Consider the following 19,620-nt stretch of genomic DNA (forward strand, 5'->3'; position numbering starts at 1 on the left):
GCGAATATCGAGACGCGCCCCGAGACGGAGCGAAGCGAGAACGGCCGGGGAACGGCGTCGGACGGTGCCCGAAGGCCCGGACGTTCGGACCGGGTCGATCCGCGGTCGGTTACGCGGGTGGTCAGTCGGCGTCCGAGGAGAACACCCGCGGGACGGCGAACCCGGTGAGTTCGGAGAACGTGTACGCCGCGGCGACGACGACGACGGCGCCCGCGGCGAGCAACGGAAGCGGCGAGACGCCGTACCCGCTAGCGAGGAACAGGAGCGTCGCCGTCCCGCCGGCGACGAGGGCGTACGGAATCTGCGTGTTCACGTGGTCGACGTGGTCCGCCCCGGCGAACATCGACGACAGCACCGTCGTGTCGCTGATGGGCGAGCAGTGGTCGCCGAACAGCGACCCGGTGAGAATCGCGCCGATAGCGCCCGGGAGGGGTGCGCCGAGTTGGTACGCCAACGGCACCGCGACGGGGAACATGATGCCCATCGTCCCCCACGAGGTGCCGATGCTGAACGAGATGATGGCGGCGGAGACGAACACGATGGCCGGGAGCATGTTGGCCGTGATGATGCCCTGCGCGACGGCGACGACGTACGGACCGACGCCGAGTGCTTGGCTGACCGCGCCGATGGTCCACGCCAGAGAGAGGACGGCGACGGGGAACATCACCATCTTGAACCCCTCGAAGATGGCGTCGCTCACGTCGTCGAGGGCGACCCGGGCGTGGCCGACGAGGATGGCCAAGAGCAGACCGCAGGCGGAGAAGACGCCCCAGAGGATTGCGTCGGCGGTGGCGGCCTCTTTCAGCGCGTCCACGGGGGCGACGCCGGGCCACCCGCCGGAGTAGAGGAGGCCGAACCCGGTCACCGCGACGAGGGCGACGATGGGCGCGGCGAAGTACCACCAGCGAGCGTCGACGTGGTCGGGCGTGACGATGTCCTCCTCGCGCGTTTCGAGGAGTGGGTCGGCGTCGTCGCGCAGGACCTTCCCCGTCTCCTTCGCGCGCTTCTCGGCGCGCTTCATCGGGCCGAAGTTCCACCCGGTGAAGACGACGACGAACACGAGTGCGATGGCGAGGAGGCTGTAGAAGCGGTACGGGATGCTCTGCAGGAACACCACGAACGGGCTCATCTCGATGCCGAGTTCCTTGAACTGCTGGGAGATGAGGCCCACCTCGAAGCCGACCCACGTCGAGACGACGGCGATGCTGACGACCGGCGAGGTGGTCGAATCGAGTAGGTACGCGAGTTTCTCGCGACTGATGTCGAACTTGTCCGTGATGGGACGCATCACCGACCCGGTGATCATCGTACTCGCGTACGAGTCCACGAAGATGAGCATCCCGAGGACGCTGGTGCCGATTTCGGCCTGTTTCCGCGTCTTGATGCGGGAGATGATGCGCTCCGCGAGGGCGTTCATCCCGCCCGAGAGGAATATCATCCCGAGCATCGCCCCCGAGAGGAACGTAAAGAGGAGTAGTTTGATGTTGAACGCCGGGGTGATGTTATCGATTACCAACTGGAGGGCGTGGGCCGCCCCCGCGATTGGGTTCCACCCGACGAGTATCGTCGCGCCTATCCAGATTCCCGCGAACAACGAGAGCAGCACCTGCCTGCTCACCAGCGTCAGTACGATGGCGAAGAGCGCCGGGAGCAGACTGATGATGCCGTAGTTCTCTGCTGGCATTCCACCGCTTCGTTCACGACTCCCACGTTAAAAAATGCACTATTTAACGCGACGAAATTCCATATTATGCCAACGAATCCGCAGAGAATGGGATATATCTTGTGGCCTACGCGACTGCGTCGTACGCTTCGGCCATCACGTCGAGTGCCTCCCGAAGCGACTCCTCGTCGGTGGCGTAGGAGAGGCGCGCGTACCCGTCGCCGTGTTCGCCGAAGGCGTCGCCCGGGACGACGATGACGCCGCGTTCGAGGCACTCCTCGACGAACCCATCGGGCACCTCGGGCATGCAGTAGAACGCGCCGCCGGGCGTCGGCACGTCGAGGCCGATGTCTTCGAGTCCGGAGACGACGATGTCGCGCCGCCTGCGGAACGACTCGGTCATCTCCGAGACTTGGTCCTGCGGCCCCGTCAACGCCGCCTCGGCGGCGAACTGCGCCGGGGCGGACGCGCAGGCTTGGATGTACTGGTGGACGCGGAGCATGCGCTCGATTCGGCGGGAGGAAGCGTGGACCCATCCGAGACGCCACCCTGTCATCGAGTAGAGCTTCGAGGCGGAGTTGACGACGACGACGTTGTCCGTCTCGGCGAACTCCGCGGGCGACCGGAACTCGCCGTCGAAGACGGTGTACTCGTACACCTCGTCGGAGACGCAGAGCACGTCGTGTTCGTCGGCGATGCGGGCGAACTCGCGGATATCCTCCGGCGGCGACACCGCGCCGGTCGGGTTGCCGGGACTGTTGACGACGAACGCCGCCGTGTCGTCGGTGATGGCGTCTTCGACGGCGGCGGGGTCTAAAGTCAGGTCGTCGCGGAGGGGGACCGGCACGGGTTCGCCGCCCGCGAGTTTCGTCAACGCGTCGTAGGAGACGAACCCCGGGTCCGGCAAGATGACTTCGTCGCCGGCGTCGACGTGCGCCTCCAACGCGATGTGGAGGGCTTCGCTCCCGCCGGCCGTCGCGATGATGTCGTCGGGCGAGACGTCGATGCCTTGGTCGCGTTCGTGCTTCGCGGCGATGGCCTCCCGCAGGGGACGCATCCCCTTGTTCCCGGTGTAACCGTCCGCGCGGCCGTCGCGTATCGCCTCTACCGCCGCCTCGTGGGCGTGGGCGGGCGCGGAGAAGTCGGGTTGTCCGAGTCCGAGGTTGATGGCGTCGTCGCCGGCCGCCTCGAACACCTCGCGGATGCCGCTTATCGAAACCGACTCCACTCGTTCGGAGAACTCCGTCATACTCCTCTCCCCGTGGTCCGCCGGGATAGTTCTTCCCTAACACGATTCGGTCGCCGCCCCGAAACGACGCCGCTGGGCCGCCCGTCCGGACTACGCCGACTCGTGCGCCTCGCGGAGTTCTTCGAGGTGCGTCTCCAAGACGTCCAACGTGGCGTCGGCGTCCACGTACCCCTTCTCGTACTCGCTGTACGCCTTCTCGGCTCCCTTCAGGAACTTCGCGACGGCCTCGTCGAGTTCGTCGTCGCTCATAGGCGATGGTTTCGGCGCGGCGTGAAAAACGCCCCGACGCGGGCCGCCGTTCGACGCGCGTCCGTCGGTTTATAGGCATCGCCGGCCCACCTACGACCGTGCTCACGCTTCAGTTCGAGGACGGGACCGTTCGCCTCGACGGCCTCTCCGAGTCCGGCCTCTCGGCGGCCGACCTACCGGGCGTCGAGGCGGACGAGCGGAGTCTCGTCGCCCGCGCGCCCGCCCACCGCTACGCGGCCCTCCGCGACGCCCTCGACGAACGCGGCGTCGAATACGAGGACCGCGTCCTCCCCGCGGAACGCCTCGACTTGACGCACTCGTACGACCTGCGCGACTACCAACGGGAGGCCCTCGACGCGTGGCGGGCCAACGGCGACAGGGGGGTCCTCGAACTCCCCACCGGAAGCGGAAAGACGGTCATCGCTGTCGCCGCCATCGCCGCGCTCGGGGTTCCGACGCTCGTCGTCGTCCCGACGGTGGACCTCTTAGAACAGTGGCGGCGCGAGTTGGAGACGGAGTTCGAGGTGCCGGTCGGGCAGTTCGGCGGCGGCGAACAGACGCGGGAGGCGATAACCGTCTCGACGTACGATTCGGCGTACCTCCGCGCGGAGGACGTCGGCGGCGACTTCGGGTTCGTCGTCTTCGACGAGGTGCACCACCTCGGCGGCGAGGGGTACAGGGACGTGGGGAGGTTGCTCGCCGCGCCCGCGCGCCTCGGCCTGACGGCGACGTTCGAACGGCCGGACGGCGCACACGAGGTGGTCGCGGAACTCGTCGGCCCGAAGGTCCACGAACTCTCGGTGGACGAGTTGGCGGGCGACCATCTCGCCGACTACGAGGTGCGGCGCGTCGAAGTCGAACTGACGCCCGAGGAACGCGAGGCGTACGAGGATGCGCAGGGGACGTTCGTCGAGTACCTCAAGCGCTCGAACCTCTCGTTGAACAGCGGTTCGGACTACCGGAAACTCGTGATGCGGTCGGGGTCGGACCCCCGGGCGCGGGAGGCGCTTCTGGCCAAGCAACGCGCCCGGCGCATCATGATGAACTCCGACGCGAAGGTGGCGAAACTGGCGTCCATCTTGGACCGTCACCGCGGGGACCGCGTTATCGTCTTCACCGCCCACACGGACCTCGTCTACCGCCTCTCGGAGCGGTTTCTCCTCCCGGCGGTGACGAGCGAAACCGGGGCGGCCGAACGCCGGGAGATTCTCGACCGGTTCCGCGACGGCACGTACTCGCGCGTCGTCACCGCGAACGTCTTAGACGAGGGCGTGGACGTGCCAGACGCCAACGTCGCCGTCCTCCTGTCGGGAAGCGGGTCGGAACGCGAGTTCACCCAGCGACTCGGGCGCATCCTCCGGCCGAAGCGAGACGGCGGGAGCGCCACCCTGTACGAACTCGTCAGCGTCGAAACCGCCGAGGAACGCGTCGCGGACCGCCGGCGGTGAGGCCCTCCCCGTTCGAAGGGAGAAGAGCGCTCGGTTCCGCGGTCGGCGAACGCCGCCTCAGAGCGCCGTTTCCCTGTCGAACTGCGCGAAGAACTCGGTCATGAAGCTCCACCGGGACTCGCCGGACCGGCGTCCGGGCGGCGTGTACAACGCGTTCAGACGCTCCTCGGACCACTCCCGGAGGAGGGTGATGTCCGGGAGGTTCGTCGCGGCCCCCCCGGATGCCGACGCGTCGCCGATTATCCCGTACTTCTGGCCCGCCTCGCCCGACCGTTCGCCGACGATACAGGCCATTCGGACGATTCCGACCGCTCCGATCGCTTCCAACTTGTCCGCGTCGAACAGCAGTTTCGCCTCGGGCGTCTCCGGTTCCGGGGAACTGGTCCGGATGCTGTGCGCGCGGATGCAGTGTTGGATGGCGTCTATTCGGTCGGTCGCCACCCCCTCGGCTTCGAGGAGCGTCCGCGCCTCCGCCGCGCCCCACCGGTCGTGGTCGTCTATCTCCCCCGTCCGTTCCAACGGACGGCCGATGTCGTGTAACCACGCCGCCGCGGCGAGAACCTCCCTATCGACGGGTGCATCCCATTCGTCCGCTAACCGAGCCGACAGATTGTGGACGCGACTCGCGTGGAAGCTATCGTGTCCGGGGAGGGCATCTTCGTAGTACGGCAACGCCAGCCTTCGAGCGAGGGGACCTAACTCCTGCGTCATGAGTCGTGGATAACTATATCACAGATGACATAACGCTTGGGGTTCTCGCAACGGGACGAAACGGAGACCGACGATCAGGACACGTCGACGTCGATTTCGCCGCCGTCGAGGAACTCCGACTCCGTCACCTCGAAGTCCACCTCGAACGACGCCGAACTCTCCGGCGGAACGGTCACGTTCGTCTCGCGCGTCCGCGTCTCGCCGTTCACCGTCACCGCGACGCGGACGCGGCCGATTCGCTCCGCAGTTCCGCGGTTCCCGATCTCGCCGAACACCCGTAGCGTACCGTCGTCGTTCGCGCCGAAGTCGAACGTCTTCACGTACAGGTCCGGCCGAGTCGGCGTCGTTCGCGGTTGCCCCTCGGGTGCGGTCGGCGGCCGACGGGGACCGGTCGCGCCGGGCGCCGACCCGAGACACCCCGCCGAGAGGCCGACTACGAGTACCCGCAGGACGTTCCGACGCGTCGAGGGCCGCGACTCCATACTCGCCCCTTGGTAGACTCGGCTATGAGTCTTTCCGACTACTGAGGGTACTACCCGTTCGCAACGACGAGACGACGATTCGAGAAAAGATTGTTCGCATCGGCGACGCGGCGCACGGCTTACGTCGCCGTGGTGGTGCGCTTCGCCTTCCGGTCGTGGTACCAGAACAACACCGCTCCGATCGCCGCGAGAACCGCGATGGCCAGCGTCGTCATTCGACCCAGGACGGGCCAATCGAGGCCGAACAGGCCGGTGATGTCGATAATCCAGAGCGCACCCATGATTATCGCGCCTGCGACGGAGAACCACAACAGGCCCGGGTGGGTGTCGGCGTCGCCGGCGTGGGTGTCCGTCCGGTCGTCGTACTGTTCGCCGCGTGGCGCGTCGTCGAAGTTGTCGTGGTCGGTGTTGGACGTGTCTTTGGTGTACCTCTGCTTCGTGTGGACCCCGTCTTCGTCGCGCGTCACCTCTTCGGACTCTTTCGTGAACGAACCCTCTTTGCGAGTCCTGTCGTCGTCTCCGTGTTCATTTGCCATGCAGTCGATGGTTGGCCCGTCGCACGTGAGTAATTTACGGCACTATATCAGGTAATATTAATTTGCGGCGCGGTGACCTGACCGTTTTCCCGTAGTACCGGGACGCGCGACTTTTGTCGGCGCGGAACGAAGCGGCGTCCGTGCTGACGAAAGACCTCCTCCGCGTCTCTCGGGCCGGCGGCGGGTACCACCCGCAGTTCGTCGGGCGGGAGTCGAGACCGCTCGCGGCCCGCGTCATCGGCGTGTTTCAGGGACACGTCGGCGAACCCCGTCACCGCCTCGACGAGGCCCTCTCGGCGCTTGAGGACGAGGCCGACGACTTCAAACTCGTCCGCGGGTTCGCGGCGTTGGCCGACCGGGAGGCGACGTTCGAGACGCGGGCGGAACTGCCGCCGGAGCGCGCTCGGCGGGTGGCGTTCGAGGAGGCCGAGGCCGTCGGCGTCGTCACGGAGGCGGAACGCGAGGCCGCACTCGAACGCGCCGCCGACCGACTCGCCGCCGACCGGTCCGCGGTCGAATCGTCGCTGTACGCCGACCGGGAGGTCAACGAGGTGTTGGCGTCGTTCGACTCGCGGTGGGGGCCCGACGAACTCCTCGAACAGTACAACCTCTCGCTGGCGCAGACGGCGCTTTTCGACGCCACGGAGGTCACAGTTCGGAGTTCGGACCCGCGGACCCTCGTCTCGGCGGTGAAGCGACTCGGACTCATGTACGAGATTCGGCGGACCGACGCCGAGAGGGAGGTGGTCGTCACCGGTCCGGACGCGCTCTTCCGCCGGACGCGGCGCTACGGCACCGCCTTCGCCCGCCTCCTCAGAAGCGTCGCGGCGGCCCCGGAGTGGTCGCTGACGGCGACCATCGACGACCGGGGGACGGAGCGACAACTGCACCTCTCGGCGGACGACGTCTCCGTCCCGAACGTCGAACCCGTGGCCGAACCGACGTACGACAGCGGGGTGGAGGCGGACTTCGCCGCCCGGTTCGAGGGGTTGGACCTCGATTGGTCGCTCGTCCGCGAACCCGAAGCCCTCGCCGCGGGCGCGCGAGCGATGATCCCGGACTTCGCGTTCGACTACCATCCCGCGGGCGGTGCCCGCGGGAGTCGGTCGGACGGGTCCGACCACGCCCACGCGGACTTTCGCGTCTTCTTCGAGGTGATGGGCTTTTGGACGCCCGAGTACGTCGAGAAGAAACTCGACCAGTTCGCGACGGTGGCCGACGACGTGGAGTTGGTCGTCGCCGTGGACGAATCGCTGGCTGTGAGCGAGGACGTGGCCGCACTCGACCACCGCGTCGTCACCTACTCCGGGTCCGTCCGCGTCAAGGACGTGGTGGACGTCCTGCGGGAGTACGAGTCGGACCTCGTCGCGGAGGCGGCCGACGACCTGCCCGCGGAACTCGTCCCCGAGGCCGACGCGGTGTCGCTCTCGGAGTTGGCCGCCGAACGCGGCGTCAGCGAGGACGCCCTCGACGGCGTCGCCTTCCCGGACCACGAACTCGTGGGCCGAACGCTCGTCCGCCCCGCCGTCCTCGATTCGCTCCGGGAGGAACTCGCGGCGGGGATGTCGCTGTCGGACGCCGAGGCGGTCCTCGACGAACGGGGCCTCGCGGACGCGTCGGCGGCCCTCTCCCGACTCGGCTACCGCGTCGAGTGGGAGGGACTCGACGGCGGAACGCTCCGCGAGAAGGAGTGACGGCGGCCGTCGGCGGCCCGCGACGGTCGGTTTTCTCGACAGTCCGTAAGTCGCTCAGAACGCCCATCAGTGTCGCGGACGTACTTCGACGCGGATGACGCATGGACGACCATCACCACTCCGACGAGCGTGAGGGAACCGACGATCGGGAGGAACCTCGTGTAGAGCAGTCCCTCGTCGAGGACGAAGCCGAGACCGACGCCGACGCCGCCGCGGCGGAGGCCGAACACCCGAGCGGTCACGGCGGGGGAGGACACGGTCACGGAGGCGGGCACGACGAGGGACACGGCCACGAGGGCGGGCACGGCGACCACGGCGGAATGCACGAGGGCCACGAGCGGATGTTCCGCCGTCGCTTCTTCGTCTGCCTCGCGCTCTCGATTCCGGTGTTGCTGTACAGCGAGGCGCTACAGGGGTGGCTCGGCTTCTCGGTCCCCGCGTTCCCGGGGAGCGAGTGGATAAATCCGGTGTTCGCCGTCGTCGTCTTCGCGTACGGCGGCGTTCCGTTCCTCCGGATGGCCGTCCCCGAACTCCGGGACCGTTCGCCGGGCATGATGACGCTCATCTCGATGGCCATCACCGTCGCGTTCGTCTACAGTCTCGCGGGCGTCGTCTACCCGACCACGACGGCGTTCTTCTGGGAACTCGTGACGCTCGTCGACATCATGCTCCTCGGCCACTGGATAGAGATGCGGAGCGTCCGCCGGGCGTCGAGCGCCCTCGACGAACTCGCCAAACTGATTCCCGACACCGCGGAGCGGATCACCGACGGCGGTGACACCGAGGAAGTCCGCGTGAGCGACCTCTCGGCGGGCGATTTGGTCCTCGTCCGCCCCGGCGCGAACGTGCCCGCCGACGGCGTGGTCGAGTCGGGCGACTCCGAGGTGAACGAGGCGATGATAACGGGCGAGTCGCGGCCGGTGTCGAAGGAACCGGGCGACGAGGTCATCGGCGGGACGATAAACGGCGACGGGAGCCTCCGCGTCCGAATCACCGCCACCGGCGACGAGACGGCCCTCGCCGGAATCGTGCGCATGGTCGAGGAGGCCCAGCAGAGCAAATCGAAGACGCAGATGTTCGCGGACCGCGCGGCGGGGTGGCTCTTCTACGTCGCGGTGGCGTCCGCCGCCGTCACCGCCGCCGCGTGGACCGTCGCCACCTCGTTCGGCGCGCCCGTCATCGAACGCGCGGTCACCGTCCTCGTCATCGCCTGCCCGCACGCGCTCGGACTCGCAATCCCGTTGGTCGTCGCCATCAACACGTCGCTGGCGGCGCGAAACGGGATACTCGTCCGCGACCGAATCGCCATGGAACGGGCGCGCGAACTCGACACGGTGATATTCGACAAGACGGGGACGCTCACCGAGGGCGAACAGGGCGTCGTGGACGCCGCGACGGCGGGCGACCTGAGCGGGGACGAGGCGTTCGCCCTCGCCGCGGCCGTCGAGGGCGACTCCGAGCACATGATAGCCGAGGCCGTCCGCGAGGCGGCGGCCGAACGCGGCGTCGAACCGCGGAGCGCCGCGGAGTTCGAAGCGCTGAAGGGACGCGGCGTCCGGGCGACGGTGGATGGAGAGTCCGTCTACGTCGGCGGGCCGAATCTCCTCTCGCACCTCGACAGCGACGTGCCGCCGGAACTGGCCGAGTTCGCCGAGAGGGCCGGCGAGAACGCGCGGACGGTCGTCTATCTGATTCGAGAGGGCGAACCGGTCGCCGCCTTCGCACTCGCGGACGTCGTGCGCGAGGAGAGCTACCGGGTCGTGGAGGCGTTTCACGAACTCGGCATCGAGGTGGCGATGCTCACCGGCGACTCCGAGGACGTCGCCCGCGCCGTCGCGGACGAACTCGGCATCGACACCGTCTTCGCAGAGGTGCTTCCCGAGGACAAAGACGAGACGGTGAGGGAACTGCAATCGGAGGGAACCCTCGTCGCGATGGTCGGCGACGGCGTCAACGACGCGCCCGCGCTCACCCGCGCGGACGTCGGCATCGCCATCGGGAGCGGAACCGACGTCGCGGTCCAGTCGGCGGACATCGTCCTCGTGCGGAACAACCCGCTCGACGTGGTCCGGTTCGTCAAACTCAGCGGGGCGAGTTACCGAAAGATGCGGGAGAACCTCGTCTGGGCCGCGGGCTACAACGTGTTCGCCATCCCCCTCGCGGCGGGCGTCCTCGCCCCGGTCGGCATCATCCTCTCGCCGGCAGTGGGTGCGCTCTTGATGTCCCTCAGCACGGTCATCGTCGCGATAAACGCCCAGTTCCTCCGCCGGGTGGACTTGGACCTCCCCTCCCTCCCCGGCGTCCCGGGCTCTGCCACCCCAAGTCCCGCGGACTGACGAGACGCCCGTCTCCGCTTTCGTCTCAGCTCTCGCGCGGAAACGGCCCTGAGAGGAACGCTCGTTCAGGTAATCGTCTCATTCAGAACTCTCCGCCAAAAGAAGGATGCGGCGCTCGGGCGAAACGAGTAGTGAAATGTCCCTAGCAGACACCGCATCCGAAATCGAGCATCTGAACGACAAGCAACGCGAGTGCCTCGAGAACTGCTTCGAGGCCGCCGAAACGTGCGAGTGGTGCGCCGACGCCTGCGCCGGCGAGGGCGAGGGAATGGCGAAGTGTATCCGCCTCTGCCGCGACGTGGCGGACCTCACGACCCTCCACGCGCGCTTCATGGCGCGAAACTCCAACTACAGCGAGGAACTCGCCCAAGTCTGCGCCGGGGCTTGCGAGGAGTGCGCCGCGGAGTGTGAGCAACACGACGCCGACCACTGCCAACTCTGCGCGGAGGTTCTGCGGGAGTGCGCCGAAACCTGCCGGCAGATGGCGTCGGCGTAATCGAGTCCCTTCGACGCGACGAGGAACGCCCCCCGAGTACCTCTTATTTCGAGACATGTCATCCGACACAGAGACGGTCGAAGGGTTCGTCATCGACATCGCCTGCGTCCGGAAGAACCCCCGCGAGGGGTTGCCGGAGGACGCTCGCACGCACACGAAGGAGTGCGCCCTCGAGGGCCACTGCGTCGAGAGCGGGTACGCCGTCGTCACCGACGAGGACCGACTGATCCTCCTCGACTCCGAGGCCACGACGCGGGTGGTGGAGACGATAGAACGGAGCGATACCGAACGGGGACACCGCGTGCGCGTGACGCGCGAACGCACCGACGGCGGAACGATGGAGACGACGGCCGTCGAGGAGTTGTAGCGTCCGCCTCACTCGGGCGTTCGGCCACCGCCTCCTGTCCCCCGCCTCACTCGACGGTCGGCAGGTCCTCTTGGCGACCCTTCGGGACCGTAGAGCGGAGTTCGCCGTGGAGGAACAGGCCGACGCCGATGGGTTCGCGTTCGCCGACGAGTTCGTGCGCGGCGATGAGGTAGCCCCAGTCGCCGTCCCACTCTATCTCTTGGTCCTCCCCGGCGACGAACCGGGCCGCCCGTTCGGCGTCGAGTTCGACGACGTTCTCCGTCGCCGCGCCGCCGAATCGCTGGACGGCGTTCGTGGAGGGCTTCCAGTGTTCCTGCCGCGCGCGAAGGATGCGCAGGCCGAGTCCCTCCACGTCGGACGGACTCACCACGTCGTCGGCGAACGCCCAAATCTTGCCCGCGCCCTTCTCCCAGAACGTGTGGCCGTCCCACGTCTCCGGCGGGATTCCGTAGCGGTTCTCCCACCACGCGAGGACTTCCTCGCGGGTGGGTCGGCCCGCGACGACGCGGTCCTCGGACGTCTCGGGGAGGCGGTCGAACCGTTGCCCGTCGTTCGTCGGTCGCTCCTCGGACTCCGTCGTCTCCTCGGTGTCGCTCATGCCGTCACCTCCAGTTTCGCGCAGAAGAACCCGCCCGTGTCGTTGTGGTGGGGGTAGACGCGGTGGGCGAGTTCGACGCTCGGGTCGTACTCCTCCTCGTCCCACTCGGTGACGCCGGGGGCCGTCTCGAACCCATCGGGGGCGTCCCACTCGACGAGTTCGCACGCCTCCTCGTCGAGAACGTGGTCGAGGACGGCTTCGTTCTCCTCCGGCGCGAAAGTGCAGGTGGAGTAGACGACGGTGCCGCCCTCGCGCGTCGCCTGCACCGCGCGCCGGAGGATGCCCTTCTGGATGCCCGCGACGCTGTGGACGTGGTCCATCGTCCACTTATCGAGGGCGTCGGGGTTCTTCCGAATCGTCCCCTCGCAGGAGCAGGGGGCGTCCACTAACGCTTTATCGAACTCCTCGAACGCCGCCGGGTCGTCCGTCCCCTCGCCGAACGGCTTCAAGGAGAAGTTCCGCGCGTCCTGGTTCGTCACCACGAGGTTCGAGACGCCGAGTCGCTCGGCGTTGTGGCGCAACGCCGAGAGGCGTCCGAGATTGTTGTCGTTGCCGACGAGCGTCCCCTCGTCGTCCATCAGGGCGGCCAACTGCGTCGTCTTGCTTCCGGGGGCGGCGCAGGCGTCCCAGACGACGTCGCCGGGCTGAGGGTCTAACGCGATGGCCGGCAGCGAGGACACCTCCTCCTGCCCGTGGAGCCACCCGTGGAAGTACGGCCACGACGTGCCCGGCCCGCGTTCGTCGAGTTTGAGGATGCCCGGGTGCCAGTCCGTCGGTTCGTAGGCGACGCCCTCGGCGTCGAGGGCCGCCCGCGCGCGTTCCACCGTCGTCTCGATGGTGTTGACGCGAACGACCGACGGGAGCGGCCGCTCGCAGGCGGCCAAGAAGGCCTCCTCGTCGTCCACGAGCGGCGCGTACCGCTTGAGCGGGTTCATCGACCGACTCTACCCGACGACTCCGCTTGTGGGTTTCGGATGCTGTCCGCCGCGGACGGCGGGAGCGCGGCACCGAACTCGTGCCCGAGCCGACGTTTGGAGACGCGTGAAGGCGGGCCACGCTTTTTACAACCTGAACGGCCGAACGTGACGTATGGCCCACATAAACGTGTTCGCGAAGGACGTGTCGCTTTCGGAACCGACGCTGATAGAGGGGCTTCCGGGCGTCGGACTCGTCGGGAAGATAGCCGCAGACCACATCGTCGAGCAGTTCGAGATGAGCCACTACGCGAACGTCCACTGCGACGGGGTCCCGCGGGTCGCGGTGTACGAGGAGGGCGACCCGACGCTCCGGTCGCCGGTCAGACTGTACGCGGACGAGGAGCGGAACCTCCTCGTCCTGCAGAGCGACGTGCCCATCCGACCGGACTCGGCGGCCGAACTCGCCGACTGCCTCTCGAACTGGTTCGACGACGAGTCGATTCTGCCCGTCTTCCTCTCCGGCATCCCGAGAGAGCAGTCCGGCGACGTGCCGGACCTGTACGGCGTCGGCGTCGGCGGCGGGGCGCAGATGCTCGCGGACGCGGACATCGGCGAACCCGCGGAGGCGGGCCTCGTCTCCGGACCGACCGGCGCGTTACTCAACGACGCGGTCGAACGCGAGCGGACCGCGGTGGGTCTGGTAGTGGAGTCGGACCCGCAGTTCCCGGACCCCGCCGCCGCCCGCGTCGTCCTGAAAAACGGCATCGAACCGCTCACGGGGGTCGAGATTCCGGCGGACGACCTCGTGGACCACGCCGAGGACATCCGCGAGGCGAAGGAGCGACTGGCCAAGCGCATGCAGAGCGCCGACGAGGAGAGCACGCAGGCCCGACCGCTCGGGATGTACCAGTAACCGTCCGCGAGTCCTCCCGTCGGCCGCGAGAGACGCGAACGTCCTCAGTCGCGCCGGAGGTACGCCGCCGCCCCGCCGGCGAGTCCGGTGAGTGTCGCAGCAACGCCGAACCCGGGCGTCCCCGTCTGCGTCTCCGCCGCCTCATCACCGGGGGTTCCTTCCGTCGTAGCGACCGTCCCTTCCACCGTCTCGGTCGTTCCTTCCGCCCCGTCGGCCGTTCCCTCCGTCTCGACGTTCTCCGCGGCCTCCACGTTCACGTCGGCTTCCTCGGGGTCGACCTTTTCGACGGTCAACGCGATGTACTCGCCGCACCGGGTCGCCTCCCGTATCTGCCACGTCGTCCCTATCTCGAACGACGGGCCGGACGCGTCGGTGTAGAAGTTAGTTCCCTTTATCATCTCGGTCCGCTGGTCGAGTCGTTGGAGGACGGAGACTTCGTACGGTTCGCTCTGCGAAGCGCTCCATCCGACGGCGGAACACTCGGAGAACGCCCCCGGCTCCGTCTCCTCGTTCGTCTGGTCGGCTATCAGGAGGAACTGGCTCCTGTACTGTTCCTCCTCGCCGCTGAACTCCTCGTACATCGGGATGACCCCCCTCCGTCGGTCGGGGGAGGAGCCGGTGCCGGTAGGCGAGTCAGTGCCGGTAGACGAATCGGTGCCGGTAGCCGTCTCCTGCGCGGCGGTCGTTCCGACGCCCGCGGTGATTCCCGTCGTCGCACCGACGCCCGCGAGAAACGCCCGGCGCGAATACGCTCTCCGTCGGTCGGAGTCAGTATCGGTCCCCATGGAGGGCGCTAGACACAGCCCACCGAAACCCGTTTTGGCAGAAGCGGCGACGGTTCACGTTATTCTACAACCCTTAAGCCCGGCGAGGCACTCTGCCGAACCATGACCGAAGATGCTTCCGAACCGGCGGACGGTGCGACCGAGGAGGCCGAGACGACGGCGTCTCAGACGGACGCCCCGCCGACGGACGCGGAGGCGAACGACACGGCGGCCGGGACCGACGACGGCTCCGGGGAGTCCCCGAAGGCGGAGGACGCGGAGGCGGCGGAAACGGAGGATAACCTCGCCGCGCGCGTCGCGGCCTACGACGAGGAACTGGCGGCGGAAGTCGAGTCGCTCCAGCGCCGCGTCTCGGAGTTGGAGTCCGAACTCGACTCCTCGAACGAGGAGGTCGAGGACCTCTCCTCGCGCCTGAAGCGCACGCAGGCGGACTTCCAGAACTACAAGAAGCGCGCGAAGAAGAAACAGGAGCAGATTCGAGAGCGCGCCACCGAGGACTTCGTCGAACGCGTCGTGAAGGTGCGCGACAACCTCATCCGCGCCCTCGAACAGGACGAGGACGCAGACATCCGACCGGGAATCGAATCGACGCTCGAAGAGTTCGACCGCATCCTCGATTCGGAGAACGTCTCGACCATCGACCCCGAACCCGGAACCGACGTCGATCCGACGCGCCACGAGGTGATGATGCGCGTCGACAGCGACCAACCGGAGGGAACCGTCGCCGACGTCTACCAACCCGGGTACGAGATGGCCGAGAAGGTCATCCGCGAGGCGCAGATAACCGTCAGCACCGGCGAGAGCGACGAGTAAAACTCGAAACAACGCGAGACGCGCGGCGTCCGGTTCGCACACGCTTTTGTGGGGCGAACGACACGTCCGTCGCGTGCGACTCCCCCTTCGTAATCGCTTCCGCGAGGTGCCGAAAATCGAGTTCTCCGTCTTCGGCGAGGCACGCGACGACGACCTCCTCTGCGTCCTCGGGTGGGGAAACCGCCCGGAACACGACCACGTCTCGTGGCTCGTAGAGGCCCTCGTCGAGGCGGGCTACCGCGTCCACGCGGTGACGCTCCCGACGAACCCGTGGCACTTCGAGGACCAACTCCTCGCGCCGGTCCGGACGTACGCGCGCGAACACGACGTCGACCTCGCGTTGAGTCACAGCACCGGCGGACTCGTCGCCGCGCACCTCGCCGACGACGTCGACGTGCGAAACGTCTTCCTGAGTCCGTGGTGGGGGACGGCACCGGTCGAGGGCGCCGCGTCGGTGGTTCTTCCCCTCCTGCTTCGGATACCGACCGCGAAACGACTGCTCCGGTTCGACCGCGACCCCTCCGTCATCGGCGAGTTGGTGACCGAAGCGCAGTTCGAGGAGGCCGTCCCGGACGCGGCCTCGCCCGCGTTCCTGCGGACGATTGTGGACGCCCAGTCGCGCCTCCCGCCGTTCGACGAGGACGATGCGGTGTTCTGTTCGCTCTCGGACCGCGTGGTGAGCGTCCGCGCCATCGGCGACCGGACGCCCGCGGCGAACCTGCGTCCGTACGACGGCGGCCACGAGTTCTTCGCCTCCCCCGGTCGGGAGTCCGTCCTCGAAGACGTTCTCGCGGCACTCGAAGAGGGGCCCGAGGCGATTCGCCGGGACTGATCGGTCGGTCCGCCGCCGACGCAGGAGGGCGCAGTCTGCGGTTCCATAAAATGCTGGCGGACGCGTTCGTCCGGCGGCCGCGAAAACCGCATGACGGCGGCGACCCGGACTCTCGCCGCCGACGCTACCGTCTAGTAACCTTTAACCGATTTAGACCGGTATGTGCGAACAAGATGGCGAGCAACAAGATTCTCGGTATCGACCTCGGTACCACGAACAGTGCGTTCGCGGTGATGGAGGGCGGCGACCCCGAAATCATCGTGAACTCCGAGGGCGACCGGACCACACCCTCCGTGGTCGCGTTCACCGAGGACGACGAGCGTCTCGTGGGGAAACCGGCGAAGAATCAGGCCATCCAGAACCCGGAGCGCACGATTCGTTCTATCAAGCGCCACATGGGTGAGGACGACTACACCGTCGAAATCGACGGTGAGGACTACACGCCGGAGCAGATTTCGGCGATGATTCTCCAGAAGATAAAGCGCGACGCCGAGGACTACCTGGGCGACGAAGTGGAGAAGGCCGTCATCACGGTTCCGGCGTACTTCAACGACCGCCAGCGTCAGGCGACGAAGGACGCGGGCGAAATCGCCGGCTTCGAGGTCGAACGCATCATCAACGAACCGACCGCCGCGTCGATGGCGTACGGGCTCGACGACGACTCCGACCAGACCGTCCTCGTGTACGACCTCGGCGGCGGGACGTTCGACGTTTCCGTCTTGGACCTCGGCGGCGGCGTCTACGAAGTGGTCGCGACGAACGGGGACAACGACCTCGGTGGCGACGACTGGGACGAGGCCATCATCGACTGGTTGGCCGAGGAGTTCGAGAACAACCACGGCATCGACCTCCGCGAGGACCGACAGGCCCTCCAGCGTCTGAAGGACGCCGCCGAGGAGGCGAAGATAGAGCTCTCCTCGCGGAAGGAGACGACCATCAACCTCCCGTTCATCACGGCGACCGACTCCGGTCCGGTCCACCTCGAGGAGAAACTGTCGCGCGCGAAGTTCGAGTCTCTCACCTCCGACCTCATCGACCGGACGGTCGGCCCGACGGAGCAAGCCCTCGAAGACGCGGGCTACTCGAAGGACGACATCGACGAGGTCATCCTCGTCGGCGGTTCGACCCGGATGCCGCAGGTCCACGAGAAGGTCGAGGAGATGCTCGGGTCGGAACCGAAGAAGAACGTCAACCCCGACGAGGCCGTCGCACTCGGCGCGGCCATCCAAGGCGGCGTCCTCGGCGGCGAAGTCGACGACATCGTTCTGCTCGACGTGACGCCGCTGTCGCTCGGTATCGAGGTGAAGGGCGGTCTCTTCGAGCGTCTCATCGAGAAGAACACCACCATCCCGACCGAGGAGTCGAAGATATTCACCACGGCGGCGGACAACCAGACGTCCGTGCAGGTCCGCGTCTTCCAGGGCGAGCGCGAAATCGCCGAGGAGAACGAACTGCTCGGCGAGTTCCAGTTGACGGGCATCCCGCCGGCGCCGGCCGGAACGCCGCAGATCGAGGTCGGCTTCAACATCGACGAGAACGGCATCGTCAACGTCGAAGCCGAGGACAAAGGCTCCGGTAACGCCGAGTCCATCACCATCGAGGGCGGCGCGGGCCTCTCCGACGAGGAGATAGAGCAGATGCAGCAGGAGGCCGAACAGCACGCCGAGGAGGACAAAGAGCGCCGCGAGCGCATCGAAGCCCGCAACGAGGCCGAGAGCGCCATCCAGCGCGCCGACACCCTCCTCGAAGAGAACGAGGAGGAGGTCCCCGAGGACGTCGTCGCGGACGTCGAGGACGCCATCGACGAGGTGGAGGCCGTCCTCGAAGACGACGACGCCACGAAGGAGGAACTCGAAGACGCGACGGAAGCGCTCTCGAAGGAACTCCAAGAGATCGGCAAGCAGATGTACCAAGAACAGGCCCAAGCGGGCGCCGGCGGTGCGGGTGCCGGCGGCGCGGGCGGTATGGGCGGCGCAGGCCCCGGCGGTGCGGGCCCCGGTGGCGCGGGCGGCGCCGGTGCCGCCGACGGCGACGAGTACGTCGACGCCGACTTCGAGGACGTGGACGAGGACGAGGACTGAGGCCTCGTCCTCGTCCGCCCACCAGAACTGCTCCGCAGTTCTGGGGACGTCCCAAACTCGCGAGGCGAGTTTGTGGGCTCGAAAGACGCAAGGCGTCTTTCGAACGTAGACGACGAAGACGAGCAGTAAGCGAGACGGCGAGTAACTCGCCGGACGCGGCTACCTTCGTTTCGACCGTACGCTCCGAGGAGTCGCTTCGTTCGTCGGAACCTGTCGTCCGCGAGGCGCGATTTTGAAGTGGCCCGCCGAATTATGCACGTACAACTGATGAGCGAGGACTTCTACGACGTGCTCGGGGTCTCGCGGGACGCCAGCGAGGACGAGATAAAGAAGGCGTATCGGAAGAAAGCGTCACAGTACCACCCGGACGTCTCCGACGAACCCGACGCCGAGGAGAAGTTCAAGAAGGTCAAGAAGGCCAAGGAGGTACTGACCGACGACGAGAAGCGGCAGATGTACGACCAGATGGGTCACGACCGCTTCGAGCAAGCCGAGAAACGCGGCGGCGTCGGCGGCGGCGGCGCGGGCGGTATGGGCGGCATGGGCGGTATGGGCGGCGGCGGCCAGAACCCCTTCGAGGACATCTTCAGCCAGTTCTTCGGCGGCGGGGGCGGCGGCCGCGGCCAACGCCGCAACCAACCGCGACAGGGGCGGGACCTCCGCACCCGCGTCTCCTTGGACCTCGACGAGGCGTACGAGGGCGTCGAGAAGCAGTTCACCGTCGCGCGTCCGGAACGCTGTCCGGAGTGCGACGGCGAGGGTCACCCCCCGGACGCCGACGTGACCACCTGCCCGCAGTGTAACGGCCGCGGGCAACAGACCACCGTCCGCGACACCGCACTCGGCCGCGTCCAGCAGACGCAGACGTGTCCCCACTGCGGCGGCGAGGGACAGACGTACAGCGAGACGTGTCCCGAGTGTAACGGCGACGGGACCGTCCGCAACGAGGCGACCCTGTCGGTGGACATCCCCGCGGGCATCCGCGACGGCCAGACCCTGCGGATGGAACGCGAGGGCGCGCCCGGCGAGAACGGCGGGCCGAACGGCGACCTTCTCATCGAGGTGTCCGTCCGCGACCACGAGGAGTTCGACCGCGAGGGCGACGACCTGTACCACCACCACGCCATCTCCTTCCCGCAGGCCGTCTTCGGCGACACCGTCACGGTGCCGACGGTGGACGGACAGGCCGAACTGGACGTCCCCGAGGGCACCCAAAGCGGCGAGACGTTCCGCCTAAAGGGTAAGGGGATGCCCCACCTCCGCGGCCGCGGCCGCGGCGACCTGTACGTGCAGGTGCAGGTCGTCACGCCCGAGGAACTCAACGAGGACCAACGCGAGGCGCTCGAAGCGTTCGCCGAGGCCGGCGGCGAGGAAGTCGACGTAAAGCAGGGCTTCTTCGAGAAGATCAAGAACTCCTTCTGAGCCTCCTCCGCTCCGTCCCCCTTGCTCG

Annotated in this window: 19 protein-coding genes; 10 read left to right on the forward strand and 9 right to left on the reverse strand. The window is 67.4% G+C overall.

Going from position 1 to position 19,620, the window contains the following annotated elements; all coding sequences use genetic code 11:
- Positions 1-121: 121 nt before the first annotated feature.
- The 3 genes from BLS11_RS06495 to BLS11_RS19320 form a co-directional block, all read right to left on the reverse strand.
- The gene (locus tag BLS11_RS06495; protein ID WP_092534839.1) at positions 122-1,684 is read right to left on the reverse strand and encodes a Na+/H+ antiporter NhaC family protein; all 1,563 of its coding nucleotides are present in this window, start codon (positions 1,682-1,684) and stop codon (positions 122-124) included.
- Positions 1,685-1,790: 106 nt separating this feature from the next.
- A complete protein-coding gene (locus tag BLS11_RS06500) occupies positions 1,791-2,912 on the reverse strand; it encodes a pyridoxal phosphate-dependent aminotransferase (RefSeq protein ID WP_092534843.1) in 1,122 nt (373 codons plus the stop codon).
- A gap of 90 nt (positions 2,913-3,002) precedes the next feature.
- Positions 3,003-3,161 (reverse strand): hypothetical protein, encoded by a 159-nt coding sequence (locus tag BLS11_RS19320; RefSeq protein WP_175454398.1) that lies wholly within the window; start codon positions 3,159-3,161, stop codon positions 3,003-3,005.
- Positions 3,162-3,259: 98 nt separating this feature from the next.
- On the opposite strand from BLS11_RS19320, the gene BLS11_RS06505 reads away from it, so the two are divergent.
- The gene (locus tag BLS11_RS06505; RefSeq protein ID WP_092534846.1) at positions 3,260-4,609 is read left to right on the forward strand and encodes a DEAD/DEAH box helicase; all 1,350 of its coding nucleotides are present in this window, start codon (positions 3,260-3,262) and stop codon (positions 4,607-4,609) included.
- A 57-nt stretch (positions 4,610-4,666) separates the two neighbouring features.
- On the opposite strand, the gene BLS11_RS06510 is transcribed toward BLS11_RS06505, so the two are convergent.
- The 3 genes from BLS11_RS06510 to BLS11_RS06520 all read right to left on the reverse strand — a co-directional run bounded on the left by BLS11_RS06510 (position 4,667) and on the right by BLS11_RS06520 (position 6,338).
- Entirely contained in the window at positions 4,667-5,320 is a 654-nt protein-coding gene (locus BLS11_RS06510; protein ID WP_092534849.1) for an HD domain-containing protein, read from the reverse strand.
- A gap of 74 nt (positions 5,321-5,394) precedes the next feature.
- Entirely contained in the window at positions 5,395-5,802 is a 408-nt protein-coding gene (locus BLS11_RS06515) for a transcriptional initiation protein Tat (protein ID WP_092534852.1), read from the reverse strand.
- Positions 5,803-5,921: 119 nt separating this feature from the next.
- A complete protein-coding gene (locus BLS11_RS06520; protein ID WP_092534855.1) occupies positions 5,922-6,338 on the reverse strand; it encodes an OPT family oligopeptide transporter in 417 nt (138 codons plus the stop codon).
- 140 nt (positions 6,339-6,478) lie between these two features.
- On the opposite strand from BLS11_RS06520, the gene BLS11_RS06525 reads away from it, so the two are divergent.
- From BLS11_RS06525 to BLS11_RS06540, 4 genes are all read left to right on the forward strand, one after another.
- On the forward strand, positions 6,479-8,032 hold the full coding sequence (locus BLS11_RS06525) for a DUF790 family protein (RefSeq protein WP_092537156.1): 1,554 nt from the start codon (positions 6,479-6,481) through the stop codon (positions 8,030-8,032).
- Positions 8,033-8,133: 101 nt separating this feature from the next.
- Positions 8,134-10,368 (forward strand): copper-translocating P-type ATPase, encoded by a 2,235-nt coding sequence (locus BLS11_RS06530; RefSeq protein WP_092534859.1) that lies wholly within the window; start codon positions 8,134-8,136, stop codon positions 10,366-10,368.
- Positions 10,369-10,504: 136 nt separating this feature from the next.
- Positions 10,505-10,864, forward strand: a complete 360-nt coding sequence (locus BLS11_RS06535; RefSeq protein ID WP_092537159.1) for a four-helix bundle copper-binding protein — start codon at positions 10,505-10,507, stop codon at positions 10,862-10,864.
- Positions 10,865-10,919: 55 nt separating this feature from the next.
- Positions 10,920-11,231: a hypothetical protein gene (locus tag BLS11_RS06540; RefSeq protein ID WP_092534862.1), complete on the forward strand. Its 312-nt coding sequence runs from the start codon at positions 10,920-10,922 to the stop codon at positions 11,229-11,231.
- A 46-nt stretch (positions 11,232-11,277) separates the two neighbouring features.
- Here BLS11_RS06540 and BLS11_RS06545 read toward each other — a convergent pair whose 3' ends face one another.
- The gene (locus BLS11_RS06545) at positions 11,278-11,829 is read right to left on the reverse strand and encodes a DUF7122 family protein (protein WP_092534865.1); all 552 of its coding nucleotides are present in this window, start codon (positions 11,827-11,829) and stop codon (positions 11,278-11,280) included.
- Positions 11,826-12,764 (reverse strand): RsmB/NOP family class I SAM-dependent RNA methyltransferase, encoded by a 939-nt coding sequence (locus BLS11_RS06550; protein WP_092534868.1) that lies wholly within the window; start codon positions 12,762-12,764, stop codon positions 11,826-11,828. The genes BLS11_RS06545 and BLS11_RS06550 overlap by 4 nt, the downstream gene beginning before the upstream one ends.
- Before the next feature lie 154 nt (positions 12,765-12,918).
- Between BLS11_RS06550 and BLS11_RS06555 the strand changes: the two genes are divergently transcribed.
- Positions 12,919-13,659: a proteasome assembly chaperone family protein gene (locus BLS11_RS06555; RefSeq protein WP_092534871.1), complete on the forward strand. Its 741-nt coding sequence runs from the start codon at positions 12,919-12,921 to the stop codon at positions 13,657-13,659.
- A gap of 44 nt (positions 13,660-13,703) precedes the next feature.
- Here BLS11_RS06555 and BLS11_RS19325 read toward each other — a convergent pair whose 3' ends face one another.
- Positions 13,704-14,444, reverse strand: coding sequence for a hypothetical protein (locus tag BLS11_RS19325; protein ID WP_092534874.1), 741 nt, complete (start codon positions 14,442-14,444; stop codon positions 13,704-13,706).
- Positions 14,445-14,546: 102 nt separating this feature from the next.
- On the opposite strand from BLS11_RS19325, the gene BLS11_RS06565 reads away from it, so the two are divergent.
- The 4 genes from BLS11_RS06565 to dnaJ all read left to right on the forward strand — a co-directional run bounded on the left by BLS11_RS06565 (position 14,547) and on the right by dnaJ (position 19,592).
- Positions 14,547-15,257 (forward strand): nucleotide exchange factor GrpE, encoded by a 711-nt coding sequence (locus BLS11_RS06565; protein WP_092534877.1) that lies wholly within the window; start codon positions 14,547-14,549, stop codon positions 15,255-15,257.
- A gap of 115 nt (positions 15,258-15,372) precedes the next feature.
- Complete coding sequence (locus tag BLS11_RS06570) at positions 15,373-16,089, forward strand: alpha/beta fold hydrolase (protein ID WP_092537162.1); 717 nt, start codon at positions 15,373-15,375, stop codon at positions 16,087-16,089.
- A 173-nt stretch (positions 16,090-16,262) separates the two neighbouring features.
- Positions 16,263-18,170: a molecular chaperone DnaK gene (dnaK, locus tag BLS11_RS06575; RefSeq protein WP_092534880.1), complete on the forward strand. Its 1,908-nt coding sequence runs from the start codon at positions 16,263-16,265 to the stop codon at positions 18,168-18,170.
- Positions 18,171-18,437: 267 nt separating this feature from the next.
- Positions 18,438-19,592, forward strand: a complete 1,155-nt coding sequence (dnaJ, locus tag BLS11_RS06580) for a molecular chaperone DnaJ (protein ID WP_092534883.1) — start codon at positions 18,438-18,440, stop codon at positions 19,590-19,592.
- Positions 19,593-19,620: the final 28 nt, after the last annotated feature.

The sequence above is a fragment of the Halopelagius longus genome (assembly GCF_900100875.1).
Taxonomy (GTDB): domain Archaea; phylum Halobacteriota; class Halobacteria; order Halobacteriales; family Haloferacaceae; genus Halopelagius; species Halopelagius longus.